This window comes from Deltaproteobacteria bacterium (genome assembly GCA_016208165.1).
Taxonomy (GTDB): Bacteria; Desulfobacterota; Desulfarculia; order JACQYL01; family JACQYL01; genus JACQYL01.
In genome coordinates this window covers 17,875-38,548 of sequence record JACQYL010000064.1, presented here as the reverse complement: position 1 = coordinate 38,548, position 20,674 = coordinate 17,875, and the positions used below count along the sequence as shown (strand labels likewise).

General features: G+C 54.7%; 15 protein-coding genes, 1 other RNA gene and 3 pseudogenes. 5 read left to right on the top strand and 14 right to left on the bottom strand.

What is annotated here, in order from left to right:
- Positions 1-155 precede the first annotated feature (155 nt).
- Positions 156-308, top strand: a pseudogene (locus HY788_13990) (ATP-binding protein).
- 86 nt (positions 309-394) lie between these two features.
- On the opposite strand, the gene HY788_13985 reads toward HY788_13990, so the two are convergent.
- The 8 genes and pseudogenes from HY788_13985 to HY788_13950 form a co-directional block, all read right to left on the bottom strand.
- Positions 395-1,411, bottom strand: a complete 1,017-nt coding sequence (locus tag HY788_13985) for a Fic family protein (protein ID MBI4775256.1) — start codon at positions 1,409-1,411, stop codon at positions 395-397.
- Positions 1,412-1,630: 219 nt separating this feature from the next.
- Positions 1,631-3,130, bottom strand: coding sequence for an SAM-dependent DNA methyltransferase (locus HY788_13980; GenBank protein ID MBI4775255.1), 1,500 nt, complete (start codon positions 3,128-3,130; stop codon positions 1,631-1,633).
- Between the two features lie 737 nt (positions 3,131-3,867).
- Positions 3,868-6,105: pseudogene (locus HY788_13975) on the bottom strand (DEAD/DEAH box helicase family protein).
- Positions 6,106-6,280: 175 nt separating this feature from the next.
- Positions 6,281-7,318, bottom strand: a complete 1,038-nt coding sequence (locus HY788_13970) for a Fic family protein (GenBank protein MBI4775254.1) — start codon at positions 7,316-7,318, stop codon at positions 6,281-6,283.
- 161 nt (positions 7,319-7,479) lie between these two features.
- A complete protein-coding gene (locus HY788_13965) occupies positions 7,480-7,914 on the bottom strand; it encodes a hypothetical protein (GenBank protein MBI4775253.1) in 435 nt (144 codons plus the stop codon).
- A gap of 115 nt (positions 7,915-8,029) precedes the next feature.
- On the bottom strand, positions 8,030-9,019 hold the full coding sequence (locus HY788_13960) for a DUF2971 domain-containing protein (GenBank protein MBI4775252.1): 990 nt from the start codon (positions 9,017-9,019) through the stop codon (positions 8,030-8,032).
- Between the two features lie 660 nt (positions 9,020-9,679).
- Complete coding sequence (locus HY788_13955; GenBank protein ID MBI4775251.1) at positions 9,680-10,153, bottom strand: GxxExxY protein; 474 nt, start codon at positions 10,151-10,153, stop codon at positions 9,680-9,682.
- Positions 10,149-10,436 (bottom strand): annotated as a pseudogene (locus tag HY788_13950) (nucleotidyltransferase family protein). Before HY788_13950 ends, HY788_13955 begins: the two are co-directional and overlap by 5 nt.
- 273 nt (positions 10,437-10,709) lie before the next feature.
- Between HY788_13950 and HY788_13945 the strand changes: the two are divergent.
- The gene (locus HY788_13945; GenBank protein MBI4775250.1) at positions 10,710-10,907 is read left to right on the top strand and encodes a hypothetical protein; all 198 of its coding nucleotides are present in this window, start codon (positions 10,710-10,712) and stop codon (positions 10,905-10,907) included.
- Here the strand turns inward: HY788_13945 and HY788_13940 are convergent.
- The 3 genes from HY788_13940 to smpB form a co-directional block, all read right to left on the bottom strand.
- Entirely contained in the window at positions 10,887-11,189 is a 303-nt protein-coding gene (locus tag HY788_13940; GenBank protein MBI4775249.1) for a GIY-YIG nuclease family protein, read from the bottom strand. The genes HY788_13945 and HY788_13940 overlap by 21 nt on opposite strands.
- A 263-nt stretch (positions 11,190-11,452) precedes the next feature.
- Positions 11,453-11,804: a transfer-messenger RNA gene (gene ssrA / locus HY788_13935) on the bottom strand.
- A gap of 205 nt (positions 11,805-12,009) precedes the next feature.
- Positions 12,010-12,462 (bottom strand): SsrA-binding protein SmpB, encoded by a 453-nt coding sequence (smpB, locus tag HY788_13930; GenBank protein MBI4775248.1) that lies wholly within the window; start codon positions 12,460-12,462, stop codon positions 12,010-12,012.
- A 491-nt stretch (positions 12,463-12,953) separates the two neighbouring features.
- Here smpB and grpE point away from each other — a divergent pair, with 491 nt between their 5' ends.
- From grpE to HY788_13915, 3 genes are all read left to right on the top strand, one after another.
- Positions 12,954-13,568, top strand: a complete 615-nt coding sequence (gene grpE, locus HY788_13925) for a nucleotide exchange factor GrpE (GenBank protein ID MBI4775247.1) — start codon at positions 12,954-12,956, stop codon at positions 13,566-13,568.
- A 150-nt stretch (positions 13,569-13,718) separates the two neighbouring features.
- The gene (gene dnaK / locus HY788_13920; protein MBI4775246.1) at positions 13,719-15,638 is read left to right on the top strand and encodes a molecular chaperone DnaK; all 1,920 of its coding nucleotides are present in this window, start codon (positions 13,719-13,721) and stop codon (positions 15,636-15,638) included.
- 428 nt (positions 15,639-16,066) lie between these two features.
- Complete coding sequence (locus HY788_13915; GenBank protein ID MBI4775245.1) at positions 16,067-17,983, top strand: penicillin-binding protein activator; 1,917 nt, start codon at positions 16,067-16,069, stop codon at positions 17,981-17,983.
- A 118-nt stretch (positions 17,984-18,101) separates the two neighbouring features.
- On the opposite strand, the gene tatC is transcribed toward HY788_13915, so the two are convergent.
- The 3 genes from tatC to HY788_13900 all read right to left on the bottom strand — a co-directional run bounded on the left by tatC (position 18,102) and on the right by HY788_13900 (position 20,314).
- The gene (gene tatC / locus HY788_13910) at positions 18,102-18,878 is read right to left on the bottom strand and encodes a twin-arginine translocase subunit TatC (protein MBI4775244.1); all 777 of its coding nucleotides are present in this window, start codon (positions 18,876-18,878) and stop codon (positions 18,102-18,104) included.
- Positions 18,875-19,507 (bottom strand): twin-arginine translocase TatA/TatE family subunit, encoded by a 633-nt coding sequence (gene tatA / locus HY788_13905; protein MBI4775243.1) that lies wholly within the window; start codon positions 19,505-19,507, stop codon positions 18,875-18,877. Before tatA ends, tatC begins: the two co-directional genes overlap by 4 nt.
- Positions 19,508-19,879: 372 nt before the next feature.
- Positions 19,880-20,314, bottom strand: coding sequence for a MucR family transcriptional regulator (locus HY788_13900; protein MBI4775242.1), 435 nt, complete (start codon positions 20,312-20,314; stop codon positions 19,880-19,882).
- Positions 20,315-20,674: the final 360 nt, after the last annotated feature.

Here is a 20,674-nt window from a genome sequence, read left to right as displayed (position 1 = left end):
AAGTGGTTTAACAACTATGTCTCAAAAACCGTAGACCAGCTCCTCCAAAGACTGGACCAGGCTATTCTCGACGTCATAAATCATCCCGATCAGGCCAAACAAACCGCCGCAATCGGAACGTTATTTTGAAAAACACTCTAGCCTTCCGTCAGAGCGAAGTCCGTTCCCTCTCCGAAGCCATGGTTGAACCGGCGGTGGCAGCAGGAACCATCGTCAACTGGCGAACCGACGAAACAATCCCCGTTGGCTTTGGCGCCATCCAGGTCGTGCCGGTCTGGCGGTTTTTGCTGGATATGGAGCAGCGAAGCAACTTGATCGGTTACTTGGTCGGTGAAGCCGGGCGGGGCTTGCCTTGTCGCAAGTTTTGTCGCCAGTTTGTCGCAAGTTTCCCTTTCTACCCGTCGGCATGTTGTAGCAACCAACGCTGACCTTTGCCGGTCAATCGATAGCGCTGAGTCGGGCTGCGCGGGGAATCGGGTTGCGTGCGCTCGATCCATTCGTCTTCCAGCGCCGGGTTGAGGTAATTATTCCGGAACGTGGGACGGTGTGATAAACCCAAAGCCCGCATCAAGTCGTTGCTGCCCAGCTCGGCGGTCCCAATCACACGGATCAATGCCGCTACTTGGTCGGTTACTTGATCGCCTACTTGGTCGGTCGCCACAGCCTCGCGGACGGCATCGCGCAACGCGCTCAGCATGAATTCGATAAACGGAGTGGCGTCTGCCTGCTGGTCAGCCACCGCCAGCACGCGGTAATAGTCCTCCTGCCGCTCGCGGATCACTGTCTCCACCGGCAGGTAAGCCAACAGCGGCTTCCAGTTCCGGAGAATCAGGGTTTGCCACAACCGTCCCATCCGCCCGTTGCCGTCGGCAAAGGGGTGGATAAATTCGAACTCGTAATGAAAGACGCAACTGGCCACCAACGGATGCTCGGGAGTCGTTGCAAGCCAATCAAGCAGATCCGCGATCAGTTTGGGCACGCGATCAGCAGGAGGAGCCATGTGCACCAGCTGCTCTCCCCGAAAGATGCCAACCCCGCCGGATCGATATCGACCCGTTTCATCCACCAGCCCGCGCATCAGCAACTCGTGAGCCGCCAGCAGGTCTTCCTCGGCACTGGCGTCCCAGTCTTCCATGGCTTCGTAGGTTGCAAAGGCGTTACGCACTTCCTGAATCTCGCGGGGGTGCCCCAACACCCGCTTGCCCTCGATAACGGCGGTCACCTGTTCAAGGGTGAGCGTGTTGTTCTCAATGGCCAGCGAGGCCTGGATGGTACGGATGCGGTTCTCCCGGCGCAGGCGCGGGGTCAGGTTCTGTTCGGCCAGCACAGTGTAGCGGCCGATCGTTTCGCCGATCTCGGCAACCAGATTCACAATCGCCGGCGTGATGGTGTAGGGCGGTTGATATTTCATGTTGCCTCCCTGACTGTTTGAAATTGCGCGATCCGTGTCGCGATTTGTCGCAATACTTTTCGGGCTGTCACAGCTCCTGTTATAGCTCTGTCACAGCTCGCTGTCGTAAACCGTGTCGCGAAGTTGTCGCAAAAGTGGTGAATTCCAAAACGATGCCAAGCGGAACGCGCCCGCTCGATGCGGGTAATTGCACGGGTCATGCGGTTGGTGATGGTGAATTTAGGATGGAAAACCATTTGGGTCGCCATTCAATTCGTTCGCTACCTCCCGGAAACTGGCCAACGCCGCCTCTATGGTTTCGACGATTTCTTCCGCCAGCACTTCCGGGTCCGGCAGATTGTCCAAATCGGTCAGATTGGCGTCCTTCAGCCATGATATGTCAAGGCTGGCCTTGTCGCGATCGGTGATATCCTTGTAATGAAACTTACGCCACCGGCCCTCGGGGTTAATTTCCGGATGCCAGGTTTCCTTGCGCATGTGGCGGTTTTCCGGATTGTACAGCGCGACGAATTCCTGCAGATCCTCAAAGCGAAGCGACTTCTTCTTTAACGTATGGTGGATGTTGGTGCGGTAGTCATAGAACCAGACGTCTTTGGTTTGCGGCGCTTTCGCGGCCGGGCGGTTATCGAAAAAAAGCACATTGGCCTTGACCCCATGCGCATAAAAAATGCCTGTGGGCAGGCGCAGAACCGTGTGCAGATCGGTGGTCTCGAAGAACTTGCGGCGCACAGTTTCACCGGCGCCGCCTTCAAAGAGCACATTGTCCGGCACCACAATCGCCGCCTTGCCCGTGGTTTTCAGCATGGCGCGCACATGCTGGACGAAATTGAGTTGTTTGTTGGAGGTCGTCACCCAAAAATCCTGACGGTTGTAAGTGAAATCTTCCCTTTCCGCCTTGCCTTCTCCATTGGTTATGGTGATGGCGCTTTTTTTGCCAAACGGCGGGTTGGTCAGCACATAGTCAAAAGTTTGTTTCGGCGGAGCGATCAGGGCATCGGTCGGTTCGATGGAAGGTTCGGCGTCCATATCGCCGATTCCATGCAGGAGCATGTTCATCAAGGCCAGGCGGCGGGTATTGGCGACGTATTCGTTGCCGTAAAAGGTCTTAAATTTTAGAAACGCCTTTTGCGCCTTGTTCAATTCCCAGTCTTTGGAAATGAACTCATAGGCGCCTAGGAAAAAGCCGCCTGTGCCGCAGGCCGGGTCTGCAATGGTTTTCTCGGTCTCGGGCCGCACGCACTCGACAATGGTCCGGATCAGCGGCCGGGGCGTGAAATATTGACCGGCCCCAGATTTAACGTCCTCGGCGTTTTTCGCCAGAAGTCCCTCATAAATATCACCCTTGACATCCGTGCCCATGAGGGTCCACTGCTCTTTGTCGATCATGTCGATGACGCGATAGAGCATGGCCGGGTCCTGGATCTTGTTCTGCGACTTGGTGAACACCTGGCCCAGCATACCCTTTTGCCGGCCGAGTTCACCCAGCAGCTTGACATAGAAGGTTTCAAGCGCCGCGCCGCGCCGCTTTTTCAGCTCAGGCCAGGTGTATTCCTTTGGAATGCCGATATCCCGTTTATGCGGCGGTTTGGCATATTCGTCGGCCATTTTGAGGAACAGCAGGTAGGTGAGCTGCTCCAGATAATCGCCGTAGCTCACGCCCACATCGCGCAGCACATCGCAGTAACTCCATATCTTCTGGACAATGTTGGCCGTGTTCATCCCATGCTCTCCCTGTATTCTTGTTGCAGTTGCTCGATATTGAAATGGGTTTGCAAAATATCAATGGCCCAATCCTCTCGACTGGCCCTCAGACAGGCGCGATAGGTACACGAAAGCTCACTTGTCGGAGATATCAGTTCCCGGGTGCGTTTTTTGAATTCATGCAGCTGTGTTTGAAGTCTGACGGAAGGCTGTTCGTTATACTGCTTTTGGTACGCGTTGATGGTGTCTATCGCCTGCGATATTTCCTTCCATTTGATTTTTCTGGCTCGACGCAGTTTTGCATTGTTCAGATCCAATACGTCGATCGTGTACATAGCCCGCTTGTGATCCCATGCATCTTCATCCGGGTTCAAGGGCATGGCTTCGCCGTTGTTGTTAAATGTCAACAAACACACGTCATCCCTGTTGAGCGGATCCAGCAGATAGATCAGCTCATCTTCAATGGGCGTATCCGGGCCTTCGGCTCTGTTTCTGTAAACAGCAAATTTATCGCGCTTGGCCGTATTGATCACGCTGCCACTGACGCGGTAATTTTTCCAATCATAGGCCAGCCACCAATAACCGCATGTTATGGAACCATTCGCATCCATGCATTGTTTCTTGGGACGAAAATGGTCAACATGATAATGGGAGACTTTTTCCCGTGCCTCGGAATACCAGCACTTGCCGAACGACAGGAGTTCCAAATCCGCCTTAAGCTCCGTCCAGATGGCGTTGCCATCGATAAGCGCTTTTGCATACTGCTGCAAGGTCCCTTTCCAGGAAATCGGCATGCCCAGTACCAGCGTGTCCAATGGTGGATGGTCAAAACCCTCGCCGATCAGGCGGCCGGTGGCGAGTATAACCCTCGGAGCGGATTCGTCCAACGCATCCAGTGCGGCAAACACCGCCGTTCGCTGTTTCTTTGACAAACGGCCGTGCACGACAAAGCAGTGTTCCATCTCATCCCCCAGCGCCTCCCGCAAGAGCGGCTAATGGTCCGTCCGCTCGGTCAACATCAGCACCTTGCGCCCTTCCCGATAGGCGGCCAGCACATCCTCGGCGATGCGCCGGTTACGGTTGGCATCGTTGGAAAGGATGCGGAACACATCCTGAATCGGTGAATCCAGCGGAATCTCCGGCGCGGGCAGCACTTTGGGCCAGACCTCCAGTTGAGCCGGGGCGGTATCGGGTCTCGCGGCACTGTGGCGGATCGGTCCGCACTGCATGAAGATGATCGGCTGATGACCGTCCCGTCGTATCGGCGTGGCCGTCAGACCAACCACAAATTTCGCCTTTGCCTGCTTGAGGATCGCCTCGAAGGAAAAGGCCGACAGGTGATGGCACTCATCGACGATGATCTGCCCGTAGTGGTCCAGCAGTTCACCCAAATCCTCCCGGCGAGAGAGCGACTGCATGACGGCGATGTCGATCTTGCCGGAAGGCTTCTTCTTGCCGCCGCCGATGACACCCAGCCCGCCTTTCGGAGTTTCCAGGAATCCGGTCAGCCGCTCCTGCCACTGACGCAGCAGTTCGGTGCGGTGCACCAGCACCAGCGTGCTCACCTTACGCCGGACGATCAGGGCGGCGGCGGTGACAGTCTTGCCGAAGGCCGTCGGGGCGCAGAGCACGCCAACATCGTTCTTGAGCATCTCCCGCACCGCCGTCTTTTGATCTTTGCGCAAGGTGCCGGTAAACTTGACAGCTACCTTCCTTCCCGGCAGGCGCTCATCCTGTAGCTCCGGACGGATGTCGTTTTCCTGTAACAGGTCGTGCACCGCATCGAGGCAGCCACGCGGCAGGCCGATGTGCTGGGGATAGTTGTCTGCACAGCCGATGATGCGCGGCTTGTTCCAGACCGGCAGGCGCATAGCCTGGGCCTTGTAGAATTCCGGGTTCTGAAAGGCGGCGAGCCGGATCAGGCGGTTGGCCAGCGGCTGCGGCAGATCAGCCTTGGCGATGAAAATCTGGTTGGCCAACACCAGGGTCAGCGCTTCCGGCAGAGGGCCAGCTATCCGGGCTGGTACAAGGGAAGAACGCTGCCAAGGTTTACTGTCCTCTTCCTGGGTCACAAAGGCCACGTCCAGAGGATGACCACCGCCGCTGGCCCGCAGGATGGCGTCTTCCAGGTCCCGTCGGGACAACGGCTGGATGGATGCCAGAAAGGACCACTGATCGGGATAGGGTTGTAGCTGTTCATCGACGAACACACTGCGACCCAATTCTCTCGGCTGTTTCTGCAAGGGTAGCGCGATCAAGTTGCCGAAGCCGCCCTTGGGCATTGTGTCCTGATTGGGAAACAGGCGGTCGTAGCTGACCAGGGACAATTGCCGGGTGCGGTCGCAGGTATGACTGATCAGCGCGGCCCCGAGCTGCCGGGCCTCGCGGGCCGGAACCGGTTCGGCAAAGAAGATCCAGGCGTGTGCGCCGTTGCCGGAGCAGGAAATCTCCAGCGCCGCCGAAATACCAAGCTCCCGGCAGGATTGCATGAAGGCCTTGGCATCTTCCCGCCAGTCAGCCTCGTCGAAATCGGCCGCCAGAAAATAGCAGCTGTCATCGCTCAGGAGCGGATAGACGCCGATGGTCTGTTTCCCGGCCAAATGGTCATAGATCACCTGATCGGTAACCGGCAGCAACCGGCGCTGGTTGCAGTCGCCGCACTTGATTCGGGGTTTGTGGCAGACACCGGGTTTCCACTCGTTGCCGCAGGCCGGTGAGTAACCGGACATGCCTTTGCTCGACTCCCAGCGCTTGGGATAGACATCCTCGCGCGCTTTGAACAAACAACGGAACAGGGCGATTTTGTCGTCGGTGCTGAAATGGGATGGGACCGGAGCGGGTTCCGGCGTTGAGGGAACGGGTTCAAGAGAGGTCAGTTCTTTCCAAGGAATGCCGTGCCGGGTCAGCAGAGCCTTGAGACGCGCGTTTTCCTCGCGCAGTCGCCGCAGTTCATCTTGCTCATTCACCCCTTGGTCGCTCTTCGGCAAATCCATACTCCGCCATCAGATCGTCCGTGTCGTCGCCGGCCGCCCCAAACGCCGCAGCCCCCGACTCACCCCTCAAGTCAGCCCCCAAGATGTCACAGCTTTCGTCATAGATCTGTCACAGCTCGCTGTCGCGATACTTGTCGTGATTTGTCGCAATACTTTGGCGCGATATGTCGCGATTCTATTTGACGAGTTCATAGTTGGATTGGCGGGCAGAGCCCGTGATGCGGGCAAGATTGAGTTCGATCAGGCCGGTCATGTCCCGTTGCAGCGTGCGTCGGGAAACTCCGGGACAGAGCTGTTCAATCTCGGAGATATGCACCGAATTTTTCCGCATCAATAATCCCAACGCCTTCGCCTGGCGCTCGTTCAGGCCGTGCTGCTTCACCAGCACGTCGCGGCGGATGACCTGCTCGCTGCGTTCGCGCACCTCGACCATTTGGGTTTCCAGACCGGTGACGAAGTAGTCGAGCCAGCCGGTCATGTCCATGCCATGGTCGCGCACGCTCTGGATCGACTTGTAGAAGGTCGGGCGGTCACGGTCGTAGTATTCGCTGATGGTGAAGAGCCGCTTGAAATCGTACCCGGCCTTGTACAGGCAGAGGGTGGAGAGCAGGCGCGAGGTGCGGCCGTTGCCGTCCAGAAACGGGTGGATGTGCACCAGCTGAAACTGGGCGATGCCGCTCACCAGCGCCGGGTGGATATCGAGGTCACCGTTCAGCCACTTCACCAGCTCCGACATCATCACCGGCACCTCCACCGCAGTGGGCGGGGTGTAGATCACCTGGCCAGTGCCGGAGTTGACCACATAGTTCTGAACGCGCCGGTACTCACCCGGCGCGGCGCTGCCGCCGCGCACGCCCTCCACCAGCTTGCGGTGGATCTCTCGGATCATCCCCTCGGTGATCGGGTCGCCGCTGTCCAGGCACTCGGAGACGAACTCGAAGGCGGTGCGGTAGTTGAGCAGTTCCCGGGCATCGTCCGGGTCGGCCTCGGGCACCGCTTCGCCCTTCCAGAGCCGCTCGGCCTGGTCCAGCGTCAGCCGGGTGCCCTCGATGTGGGTGGTGTGGTGCGCCTCCAGAATCAACGCCTGTTCGCCCACCTCGCGCACCCAGTCGGCGGAAAGCTGCGCCGCTTCCAGAAAACCACGCGCCCGCTCGATGCGGGTAATTGCACGGGTCATGCGGTTGGTGATGGTGAATTTAGGATGGAAAACCATTTGGGTCGCCATTCAATTCGTTCGCTACCTCCCGTCTCTTGCTGATCCTTGCCGACAGTTCTTTGAGTCGCCTGGTGTCTGAAGCATTGATAGCCTTGAGATTCGAAGAGCCTCCAAGACTCTTATGTAGGTTGAGCCGTCAAATATAAGTGCTCCGAGTCCTATTTCCTTGCCAGAGAAATTATTCTGGTGATTCTCTCGATGACAACTGGACGAACATCACGTCTCTTTGTCAGTGATCCCAAATCTGCATACTGTTCATAGAATGGGAAGCAGTACTTTCTGTCCTGTTCATGATATACCAGCTTCCGCCAAGCGTCGAGCATACGTCGGCGGTCTACCCAAGACAAGTGCGGGAGAAAATTGCGAACAGCCGACTCGTGACGGCTGTATGCACTATCATTGAGAATCAGCCTGCAATCTTCGTCTGTTTGGCATAAAGCATCAAGTTCCGGCTGAAACGCCTCGATTACAGCGTTGCCCGCTATGCGCCGCTCTTTTCTCTTTTCACGAGTATTGGCAAGAAGGTGGTTCAGCCAAATCCCAATAAGCAGCACTGCGACGCCCGACAGCGTTAGGGTTCCGATCTCTATCATTGTTGAGTGTCTCTAGCTCCTCTGTCTTTCATCTTTATCCAGATACCGGGAAATATGGAATGGGAGCACTCGTTAAAGGGACTCCAGTCGAGGCAACAATCCATAGCAGTAGGAGTCATAACTTTGGGATTTCCAGCAATTTCACGCAGAATTGATTGGGTTCACGGAGGGCTTTGTAGTACTTCAGGTGCCTTATGTCTCTGGATATTGACTTAACGAATGCTATGCTTTCATGTGTGGCGCGGCAGCCGAAAACCACGGACTGCAGAGCCTCGGGGCTGAATGAATACGATCCTACAGGGAGCAATGAGCCGCTTTTTGCAAGAAATAGACGATACTCTTTCTCGTAACTCCAGACTTCGTCCTTGCACGTAGCGCAGAGCGCCGGTTCTGACTTAAAACCGATTGGCGGCATCTTGTTAAAATACCATACCGGCCGGATGTCTGCCACAATGCTTTCAGCTTGGTTGGACATCGATTTAGCGAGTTGTACGGGCTCAAAGCCCAGACAAACACCCTGATGATTATCCGCGTAGTGTGAGAACATGAGAATATTGTTTCTTTCCGCGCATAAGGATTTCATCCCGCATCCGATAAAGGCCGATCGGGTCTCTTCGTCAAAACTGCAGTCGAATGGATCATTAAAACTACTTGGCGACGACAAGAAGAGCTCACCAGCTGTGAAAAGACGTTCAAGACGCTTTTGATTTAATTTCTCATATCGGTATAACTCCGGTGGCAGCTCCTTCTGATGGATCTCGATTCTGTAGGAAGCAAGGGTGTTGCGTTTCCCTTTCCACATGCGATCTATGTGGGCATTTGAATCTGCAGAAACAGTCACGAAACGAGAAAGATCTCGCCAGGGTACATTAGTTTGAAGATACTTGATAAGAGCCACGATCTCTCGGTCATTTTGATCCTTTGGCAGATCGTCTGCCCAGCAAGAAAGCCTATCGAACTTCTTGTTTTTTTTCGCGTTTGGTCGTGAATCAGCGATCAGATTTAGGAAAAGGAAACTCGGCAGCTTGAATAGGGTCTGTGATTTGAAGCAGAACCACACTTCAGAAACCGGGGGGGATACGCTGTTCTGGTTGGGAGTTGTCATTCGCTTCTTCACCGCCTTGCCTGGCGAGAGATACTTCGCCAGCACTCGTTCGCGCGAGTTTCGCTGTACTTTCGGGCAGCAACTTTAGTAATACTAGCTCGATCGGATCCTTTGGCCGAATCTCGGCAACAACCAATGCGGACTATATCAGGGTCTACGGGGTAACCGACCACATTAATCTCAGCCTCCGAGCCTCTCTGCAGCGTCCATGTTGTTTCTGAGCTTGACTTCAGCCTGCCAGAGCTTCTGTTCAAAACAGAGACTTGCGCCGCTGGAAGCCTTGTCCTCTTTCACACTCGCTTTTCTTCTTGCCACGAAGTTGACCTCTGCGATCGAGACTGTGGGTGATGGCACTGCGGGGAAAAATGCTGCTCAATAAATACACGGAAATGAGAAAAAATGCAATAGTCAGAATCAGTTATATGAATGACGACAACCAGTCATAGCATCCAAGTTGAAGGCGTTTTGCGCTCCCCAAAGAACATCCGCCCTTACTACAAGGGCAGAGCACGCCATGAGTGGCAGCTACGGCCTCCTTCAAGCGCGCCCGGTCCGTTCCACAAATTCCACCTCCGGGTCAACGAATTCGGAAACAGACACAGGAGATCTCCAATCCGAAAGGGGTTAGAGGAGAAAGATCTTGTGCCCGCATGAGGGGCCTCATGACTGTGCCTCGTTCTGTTGGTGCACGCGAAGGCGCGAAGACGCGAAGTTGGTGTGTTTGTTGACCATGCGCTGGAGGCCTTCCTTCAGGAGCGGCGCCCCGAAGTTGATGAGCAGCCCGAGGGGCAGGTTCATCAGTCGCAGATAGGTCAGGACCTGCTTGGGATGAACCGGATGGATGTTTTCGACCGACTTCAGTTCGACGATCAGCTGACCGTCAACCAGCAAGTCCAGCCGAAAGCCTTCGTCGAGTGCGACGCCCAGGTAACGGATGGGGACCGGCTTTTGTCTCTCGACCAACAGCCCTCGCTGTTCCAGCATTTTGGCCAGAACTGCCTCATAGACGGATTCCAGCAACCCCGGCCCCAAATCCCGATGCAGTTGCAGCGCTGTATCGACTACGGTCGCAGCCACTTCCTCGATATCCCTTCGCGCCTTCGCGTCTTCGCGTGAGGAATTGGCATCGGACAGTGACCCGCTCCTGTTCTATATAAGGGCGCAGCTCCGGCCGCAGGGCTTTTTCGGTGACCAGATCCACCGGACAGCCGAGCAGATCCTCAAGATAGAACTGCACCCCGAAATAGCGCTTGGATGTGGCCGGGCCGTCGAAGGCGACCAGTATGTCGACATCGCTGTCCCCGGCTGCCGTATCGCGAGCCGTGGAACCGAACAGCGCCAGGCGCGTAACGCCAAACCGGGCCTGAAGCTCAGGCTTGCTTTGGATCAACAGCTCGATGGCTTGTTGTCTTTTCATCTCTCTATCTCCGACCCCGTTTTCTCCTATCGCAATGATTGTTTCAGTTCCATGGCCCTGGAGGACGCACGAATCCCACTTAAACCACTCGGCAAAATATAACATCTTCCATGTGCCGTGCAAAACAATAGTCGATAAAACGCCGACAGATTTTGCAGCCTTCCGTTATGTAAGCCCCATCCACGCCAACGAGAAGAATTTCAATCCATGCCCGACCCTTTCTCCGTCTCTCCGGCAGATTAGGAGACGACACGGAACCAGTGGAGACGGAGCATGGACATCAACGATTTGTTTGAGCGAATTATGAAGGTAGCCTACGAGGTTGCCGACAGAATCGAAGCGGCGCGGATGCGGGATCAGAAATGCCGCACGGCTGTTCGTTGCCTGGATATAACGTGGGTGGATACTCTATCCTGCGGCAAATTCTTTATGAGGGGGAGAGGGATCATTTCATTTGGATCGTCCCGCTGACGGGTTTCGGCATTTTGACATTTCCTTGAGCGTCGCGGTGTCACCGTTTATCAGAGCCTGCTTTTTTGCACGGGACCATTTCTTGAGCCGGCGTTCGCGCTGCACCGCGGCTTCCTTGCTTGGGTGGGATTCCGCGTATCGGAGGACGACAGGACGTCGCGCTGCCGTGTAGCTCGGCCCTTTTCCGGAATTATGGACGCGTAACCGAGCTTCAGGATCTTCGGTATGGCCTGTGTAGTAGGAGCCATCTGAACATCGGAGAATATACACAAACCAACTCATTAACGCAGAGGCTCAAGAGTAGAGTACACCATTTGGACCCCGAGAAAAACCCTTACACTTAGTGCGTCCGTTCACGATGCCCTCCGACTCAGGCGAATCAAGAACTTGAGCATCCGAGCCAGTGGCCTGCCATGAGCGGAGAGAAGAGCAAACGATGCCCTTCGACTCACTGTGTTCGCTCAGGGCACCATTCGAATCCGAAAAAAACGAGTTCCGTTCTTTCCCCCAATTAAAGGGCATCGTTCGCTTTTCTCGGAGTCGAATGGTGGAGGCGGCGGGAGTCGAACCCGCGTCCGGAAACCTTCAGCTTAGGCTTCTACATGCATGTTCCCCGATTTGATTTCGCCTCGTAAGACTCCCAGGGACCGGATCCTTATTGGGCTAGTACGTCTGTAGTTTCGCCGCGCCGACCGACGAACAAGTCGGGTAGCTATCCCACCTATCGGCGCCCGGTTCAGCCCGGCAGGAGCAGCTGAGCGGACGTTAGCCTTAAGCGGCTAAAGCGTATTCGTAATTATCGGCATTTGTATTTATGCCCCGCGCAATTTTACGAGCGCACAGGAACTCGGCATGCAACCTAGACTTCACTATCCCCGTCGAAGCCGTTTCGCCCCCTTGCAGTGCAAATGGTTGGATCCTACTTATTTTGGGGCGGACCGCTTTCAGGCGGCTCTCCCCAGACGATCAAGCATATGGATACGCTTCCAAATGCTTCGCGCCGTCTGTCCTTTTTCCACTTTATAAGACCGGTTCGGCGCAGCAGAAGTTAAAAACAATTGTCTTCTTTGTCAATACGAAGCCATGGCGTCGGAGCGTATATTCACGGACGGTGCTGCTTGACGGTCCGATCCATATCGCGCTGCTCGGCGCGTCGTTTCAGATCTTCTCTTTTGTCGTAGACCTTCCGGCCTTTGGCCAGGGCGATCTCCACCTTGATTGTGTCGTCTTTGAAATACATTCTGAGAGGAATGACGGTAAATCCCTTTTGTTGGATCTTCCCCATGAGCCTCTTGATTTCCCTCTTGTGCAGCAGCAGCTTACGTTCCCGTTCCGGGTCGTGATTGTCATAGTGGGCAAACGGGTACGCGCCGATATGAACACCGTGCAGAAACGCCTCGCCGGCCTCCACGCGCACGTATCCGTCCTTCAGATCCGCTTTTCCAAGCCGTAGCGACTTAACTTCCGTACCCCTGAGAGAAATGCCGGCCTCGAAGGTCTCTTCGACTTCACAGTCCCTGCGGGCTTTCTTATTTTGGCAGATGAGCTTAAAAATACGCGCCTCCGTATCCGGCGGACTCCAAGGTCGGCACAAGCGACCGACTAGTTTTCTGTTTGCAGATCCACGCGGGTCGAACCACGGGATCGGTCTTACCTGTGTTCCGTGGCGCACCGAACTTCTATGAACAACGATGTCCTATATATATCAAAGGATCTGAACATAATCGCGTCAATACACCATGACGGTACAAACGATGCTTAACCCGCGAAGTTTGTTATTATAACATCTAAGGAGCCGAATCAACACATTCCGGTTTCAACATACGCTCAGGCAATCGTTTTAAAAAGCAATCCAAATAGTTGACTCCACCCTCAAAATGGTTACCAGTATAGATGGCCGAGACTCGCAAGTTGCCGCGTGCAAAAAGGGCGCTCTGCAAAAAGTATCACTTGTGAAGCGCCCGTTCATTATCATGCCGACCCGAAAGGTCGACGCCGGCAAGCCCTGACTTGGTCCAACTAGTGACGGGAAAAACGAGGTACTGCGTGTCGAAAGCGATTAAGATCGAGGTGAAGGATATGAATGCGCCGGAACAGAGCAACGACCGGACAGATAAAAAAGAGGAAGACGTTTCCGAGCTCGACGTTGAATCCGAAGTGCAGCGGGCGGGCGATATGACCCAGGAACGGGAGGAAGCCACCGAGGACGCTTTAGCCCGGAAGGAAAAGGAAGCCAAAGAGAATTACGACAGGTGGCTCCGGTGTCAGGCGGAGTTCGAAAATTACAAGAAACGGCAGGAAAGAGATCGTGTGGAGTTCTGCCGATACGCCAATGAAGGCATCATCAAACAACTTCTGCCGACCCTCGATAATCTGGAACGCGCCATCACTCATTCCAGAAATGGAAACGCCACCGACAGCCTTATCGAAGGAGTGGAACTAACTCTCAACGGTCTTATGGACGCCTTGCAGAAGCAAGGCTTGAAACGGATCGAGGCGGTGGGCGAAAAATTCGACCCCAACTTTCATGAAGCGGTCATGACGGAAGAAAACAACAAAGTGGAAGATATGACCGTACTCTCGGAAGTGTTGAAGGGTTACCTTTTACACGATCGAGTAATCCGGCCTTCCATGGTCGTGGTCGCCAAAGAACCGTCGTGAACGGTTGAAGGACGTTGGTTCAAAGAGTCATAGGGCGTTCCAGCCGCCGAAACTTCAGGGCTCGGGAGTCATTGATCAGATAAATAGAATTCGTATCGAACGAATTTTTAAAAGATTCTATAGATAAGGCATAAGGAGGGTATTGGACCTATGGGAAAGACAATCGGAATCGATCTCGGTACGACCAATTCGTGTGTTGCGATAATAGAAGGTGGCGATCCCCAGGTCATTGCCAATGTGGAGGGAAACCGTACCACGCCTTCGATTGTGGCATTCACCGATTCCGGTGAGCGGCTGGTGGGCCAGGTGGCCAAGCGCCAGGCCATCACAAACCCGGATAATACGGTTTTCGCGGTAAAGCGTCTGATCGGACGCAAGTTCGATGATCCGGTAGTTCAGCGGGACATTAAGAACCTGCCGTACAAGATCGTCAAAGCGCCCAACGGGGACGCCCACATCGAGATCAAGGGCAAGAGCTATAGCCCTGCCGAGATTTCCGCCATGATCCTCGGCAAAATGAAACAGACGGCGGAAAGCTATCTGGGCGAGAAGGTCAGCGAGGCGGTGATCACCGTACCTGCGTATTTTAATGACAGCCAGCGGCAGGCGACGAAAGACGCCGGCCGGATCGCGGGTCTCGAGGTCAAACGGATCATCAACGAACCGACGGCCGCGTCCCTTGCCTACGGGCTGGACAAAAAGAAAGACGAAACAATCGCCGTCTTCGACTTGGGCGGAGGAACCTTCGACATATCTGTTCTCGAACTTGGCGACGGCGTTTTTGAAGTCAAATCGACCAATGGCGATACGCATCTGGGCGGAGAGGACTTCGACCTGCGGATAATCGAGTATCTGGCTCAGGAATTCTTGAAGGATCAGGGTCTCGACCTGCGAAAGGACAAAATGGCGCTGCAGCGCCTGAAAGAAGCGGCTGAAAAGGCAAAGATGGAGCTTTCCACGTCCATGGAAACGGACATCAACCTGCCCTTCATCACGGCCGACGCCAGCGGTCCCAAGCATCTGAACATCAAGCTGACACGGGCAAAACTCGAGATGTTGGTGGAGGATCTGATTGAAAAAGTGGTCGGACCCGTTCAAACGGCCCTCAAGGACGCGAACATTAAACCGGCGGACATTCAAGAGGTGATTCTGGTGGGTGGCATGACCCGTATGCCCAAGGTGCAGCAACGGGTCCGGGATCTGTTCGGCAAGGAGCCGCACAAAGGCGTGAATCCGGATGAGGTTGTGGCCGTAGGCGCCGCCATTCAGGCCGGCGTGCTCGGAGGGGAAGTCAAGGACGTGTTGCTTTTGGACGTGACTCCGCTTTCCCTCGGAATCGAAACCCTGGGCGGCGTGTTTACGAAATTGATCGAAAAGAACACCACGATTCCGACCCGGAAAAGCCAGATCTTTTCCACAGCCGCGGATAGCCAGCCTGCCGTGAGCATTCATGTGTTGCAGGGCGAACGTGAGATGGCGGCGAACAACAAGACCTTGGGCCGGTTCGAACTGGTGGGCATTCCACCGGCTCCGCGCGGCGTTCCCCAGATCGAGGTCACCTTCGATATCGACGCAAACGGTATAGTGAACGTATCGGCCAAAGACCTGGGTACGAGCAAGGAACAGTCCATCAAGATCACGGCGTCCAGCGGCCTCTCCGAGGAAGAAATCCGGAACCTCGTCAAGGATGCTGAAATGCACTCGGCGGAGGATAAAAAGAGGCGGGATCTCGCTGAAGCGCGCAACATGGCGGACTCGTACATCTATCAAACCGAGAAGACCATGAAGGAACTCGGAGATAAGGTGGATTCGTCCACACGCAGCACCATCGAAACAGCCATCCAGGGGCTCAAAACCGCTATGGAGGGCGATGACGCGGCGACAATCAAGTCGAAATCCGATGAATTGATGCAAGCGTCACACAAGCTGGCGGAGCAGATCTATGCCCAGACCGCGCACGGGCAGGGCGGTGCGGCAGGCGGAGGTCCCGGGGCTGAAGCCGGAGGCGGCGCCCAAGAGGAAGACGTGGTGGACGCCGACTTCGAAGAGGTGAAAGACGACCAGAAGTAAGCCGATCTATCTTACCCAGGGGGGATTGTCCTGAAGGACTTTCCCCTTTTTTTGTTATATGATTGCCTTCGGCATGAAAACATCGTATGTATCCACGGGGTAGTCGAGGGAACTCCATTGCAGAGGGTTCTCCTCGACTTCGCTTTCTCTGTTTTTGCTGGTTCGCTCAGGGAATTACAAGATCAAGGCGACCGTGAGTCGGTTCAGTTGACCATGGGCGGCGTACCATAGGTCTTTAGCGCCTCCGGCAACAGCCATTCATGCGATCTGGAAGAAATCTACGGGAAGCCCATTCTTCGCTCTTAGTCCCCCGTTGGGAGGAAGTTTTCACAGATGGTTCGGGTAAATCCATTCGGAAGGGTTCTCCCGGACCTCGATGGTTCTATTGAGCCGCCGCTTTGCCGGTGCACTCAGGGCGGATATCTCTTATGAATCGCCATACTCGCAGGAATGCCCTGTTCTTTTTGTCCACCTTGACCTTCTTTACATTCCTGCTGGCCTGCCAGTTGCCGGTTGTAAGGCCAAGTCCTCCACCGGTTCCCAGAGATTCGATCCTAGCTGCCGCGGAAACCGCCTACATCGAGGGACGCCTGGATCGGGCTCTCGAGCTTTACACGCAGCAAGTAGACGAGTACCCCGAGGAAGAAGGCTCGGACCTGGCCCTCATCCGTATGGCCTCCATCTATACGCAGCAGGGCGACCGTCGCAGTGCGGTGGAATCCTGCCGAAAGCTGCTTCGTTTCTTTCCCGAAAGTCCGCACGCGTTTCAGGCGAGCATCATCCTCGCGAAAAGCATGCTCGCTGCCGATTACCTGTCAGAAGCCCGAGAGGCGCTGGATGACGCCGACAAACGGGCCGTGAGTTCGGAAGACAAGGTGCAGGCGGGATTCTTGAGAGCCGAGTTGGAAAAGCGGGAAGGCCACTGGACCGAATGCATCTTACGACTTTCCGGACTGCTTCACCTGATAGACGCGGAGCAGAAGCAATCGGCCCTGGAAACCATCCGAAATCTGCTCTCCCAGTTGACGGATTCCGAACTGGAACGCCTTACCAGTCTGTACGGGGAGCAAGTACCGGAGGGGTATATTCCGTACGAACAATGCATGCGCATGGCCGGCTCCGGCGAATGGGCCCCGGCCGGGGCCTGCCTCGAGGATTTTCTTCGCGATTATCCGGATCACGAATATGTACAAAAAGCCCACGCCAAGTTTCAGGAATACCGGGAGAAGCAGGCATCCGATACTCGCCGAATCGGCTGCGCCCTGCCTCTTTCGGGTCCATTAGAGCCTTATGGAACTCGTGTCTTGAACGGGGTGCTACTGGCTCTTAACGCCTTTAATCCCGAACTGCGGGAAAAGATGCCCCGACTTATCGTGCGCGACACCAAAGGCAGCCCGGAAACCTCCGACCGCGTCATTCGCGATCTGGCGGAAAACGAACACGTTTTGTCCGTAATCGGTCCTCTTGGGAGCGATTCCGCGAGTGCGGCCGCGCGGACGGCGCAGGAACTCGGCATACCGATCGTGGTGATGAGCCAGGTCGATGGAGTCACCGAGATCGGTCCTTTCGTTTTCCGCAACTCTCTCACACCGTCCATGCAGGTACGCAACTTGATCCGATATGTTGCGCTTATGCACGGGGTTGAACGATTCGCCGTTCTCTACCCGGATAATGAGTTCGGTTGGCGCATGCTTAAGAGTTTCCAGGAGGAAATACGCGCCCAAGACAAGCGGATCACCGCGCAGGAGCCCTATGATTCGAACACCTCGGATTTCAGTGCGCCGGTGCGGCGGCTTATCGGCGAGGAACGGTGGGCCGCTTATGCGAGGGAGCTCGAGCGCAGCAAACACAAAAAGAAAAAACCCGATCTTACACTGGATTTTGACGCCCTGTTCATCCCGGACGATTATAGGAAAATGCTGCTGATAGCACCCCAATTGGCGTTTCATGACGCCGAAAACGTGGTGCTCATGGGCACGAACTTGTGGGACTCGCCTGTCCTGGCTGAAAAGGTCGGCGAGCATCTGAACAAGGCCGTGTTTGTTGCGGACTACTTTCGCAAAGAAGACGACGAACAAGCGAAGTCATTTGAAACCGAATACGAACGCGCTTACGGAAATAAGCCCGATTTCTTTGCGGCGTTGGGCTATGATACGATGAACATTCTGATATCGCTGCTGGGAAAAGGACTCACTGAAGATCGAACGACATTACGCGACCAGTTGGCAGGGCTTCGCAACTTCCCGGGGCTTACCGGCTACACATCCTTTGGTCCCGGCGGAGAAGCGGAAAAGCAGCTCCAGCTACTCACCGTGAAGGGAAAACGGATCGTGCCGGTTGAATAATCGAGCCAAAACCGGATTCTCCCGAAAAACCCGTCAGATCGACCCCCCCGACGATCGGATCGCCGGTCCTAAAACGGGGTCACCTCCCAAGGCCTGCCATACCCGTTACGCCGGACGGTCATACCTTCTGAACCGCCGTGTCTTCCTTCTCTTTCTCGTCGCTCTCCTCGTCCAGCGGCTTTCTGCCGAACCATTTGGCGAGAAAAATACTCGCCTCATATAACACCAGCATGGGGACGGCCATCATAAACTGGGTAATTACGTCGGGAGGAGTCAGGATTGCCGCTACGACAAAAATAACCAGGATTGCATACTTTCGCTTCCGACTTAACATCTTGTAGTTTACGAGTCCGATTTTCGAGAGAAAAAGAATAACGATCGGCATTTCGAAAATGACGCCGAAAGCCAGCAAGAGTTTTATCGAAAGCGAGAAGTATTGGCTTACCGCGGGCAACGCCTTCACGTAATCCGTATTGAATGAAACGAAGAACTTGAATCCGAACGGGAACACGACCGCATACCCGAAGACGGCGCCACCAATAAAGAGCAGACAACTGCTGCAAACAAAGGGAATGGCGTATTTCTTTTCGTTTGGATACAAACCGGGAGCGATGAAGCTCCACAGCTGGTAGAAGATGATGGGAGAGGCCAGAAGCGCTCCGGCAAGAAACCCGATTTTCAAGTAGATGAAGAACATCTCGGGCAAACTCGTGTAGACTAGGGTATCCCCCTTGGGCAACACATCCCTGAGGGGTTGAACAAGAAAAGCAAACAGTTGTGTGGAGAATCCGTAACAGATCGCGAAACCCACTCCAACAGCCGCTACACAAATGATTAGCCGCTTCCTCAACTCCTCGAGATGAGCGGTAAACGGCATCTTGGCGTTTTCGTTCACTTACGCGAATCCTCGGAAGGTTCCGGTGGGACCGTATCGGGATTGTTGGAAGACGGGACGTCCTCGGACGTGGTAGGCGGTCTTTCAGGCGAGTCGGAATCGTCCCTCCCGGCCTCCGTGGCGCGTAGTGAGGTTTTATCCTCCGCCTGCCGGCTATCGCCCGCCGCAACGGACGAAGCGCTCGAAGCTGCTTCTTTCGCGACGCCGGAAGACGGAGCGGCTTTCTCCTCGCCGGTTGCCGTGCCGGGGTACGGCCAATCTTCACTTCCCGCCATCTCACTGTCCATGTCCGCTGAGGGGGATTTTCCGGGTGGGCCGTCGTCTTTAGCCAGTCTTCGCTCGATCTCTTTCTTCTCCTCGGCGATCGCCGCCTTTTCCCAGTCCTTCAAACCCTTGGAAGCCAGACTCTCGATCTTGCGTACTTCGCTTACCGCATCAGCCACGGATTTTTTCACTTCGGACAAATCCTCATCCACATTCATGCTCTCTTTGAGTTCGTTGGTGGCCTTCCGGAACTCGGCCAGTCCCTTCCCTAGCGATTTTGCCAGATCCGGCAGTTTCTTGGGACCTAAAATGATGAGAGCAAGAACGAGTATAACGATAAGTTCCGGCATTCCAATGCCAAACATGACGGACAACCCTCGTGAGACATAATAAAAGTAGCGAAATTGAGCGCTTAATACGGAGGGAGCATAGTCCATTTTAAGGGAAAGTGTCAAGCATCCCCATGGGGCAACCCCGGCGCCGTAGGCACTGGCTACCGGGCGGCTGTTTTGTCTTACTTGCTGCGGAAACAAAGCAACGTCCACGCGTCCGGGCGATCAATGCGAGATTTGGGGTGCGCCGGGAGTGTTCAAGCAAAGAGAGACGGAGTTCGCCAACAGCGGCCGAACGAGGAAAAAGCTGGACTGCCACGAAAATGGCATCTTCAGATGATGGAAACGCCTGCGGCTCGGTCCGGTGTGCCGAGCCGCCATACACGCTTGGAGTTAACGGCCGTTCTATTTTGCCTTCTTGGCCCTGGCGTCTTTCAAAATTTGTCCAAGATTCCTGTCTTTGGCCCATTTCCGGCGCTTAGCCGTCAAGCTCTTAGCGGACAATGGAGTCTTTAGAGGAATACTCCATTTTTGCTTGTATTCTTTGGTAGTCAATCCGAACTTTGCCAACGTCCGGTTGGTAAGAACTTTGCACTCGCTGCCGTCCTCCAGATTGACCACCTTGTTTGCCTGTATGGACTTTATTGGTTCTTCCCGGAGCAAATCCAGCTCTGACCTTTCAACCTGTGCTTCAGCTACCCCATTCTCCCTAGCGTTCATATCCTTCAGGGTCTCGAAGGTCTTCTTCAGTATCAGCTCGATTTCTTCCGGAGTCATTGGTGCAACTGCCGCCTGTGCTTTTACGATTTCGGCGGCCATTTCCGTCAGGGATGTTGCCATGGTTTTTCCTCTCCGATTTGTAGATTTGGTCCAGCAATATGACTTATATAAGTATATTGCTAAACCAATGTCAAGAAATAATTGGATTTCAAAACAACGAAATGCTGACCGCCAAAAATCTATGGGAGAAACCAAATAAGAAAGCCGCACAATTCATTGGAAGGGGGGTCTTTAATCCTACATCAATATGAAGTCGCGCAAGGGTCGTACTGATCGAAGCGTGTATCGTTTTCCAAACCCCACGAACCTTTGATGTACATGAAAACGTTTAGATGAGAAAAGCACAACTGGACACTTCCTGTCCCCGCCTAGGCGAAAACCCTAAGAGAGGAGTTTGAAGTGCAGCCCTTCCTTATCTCC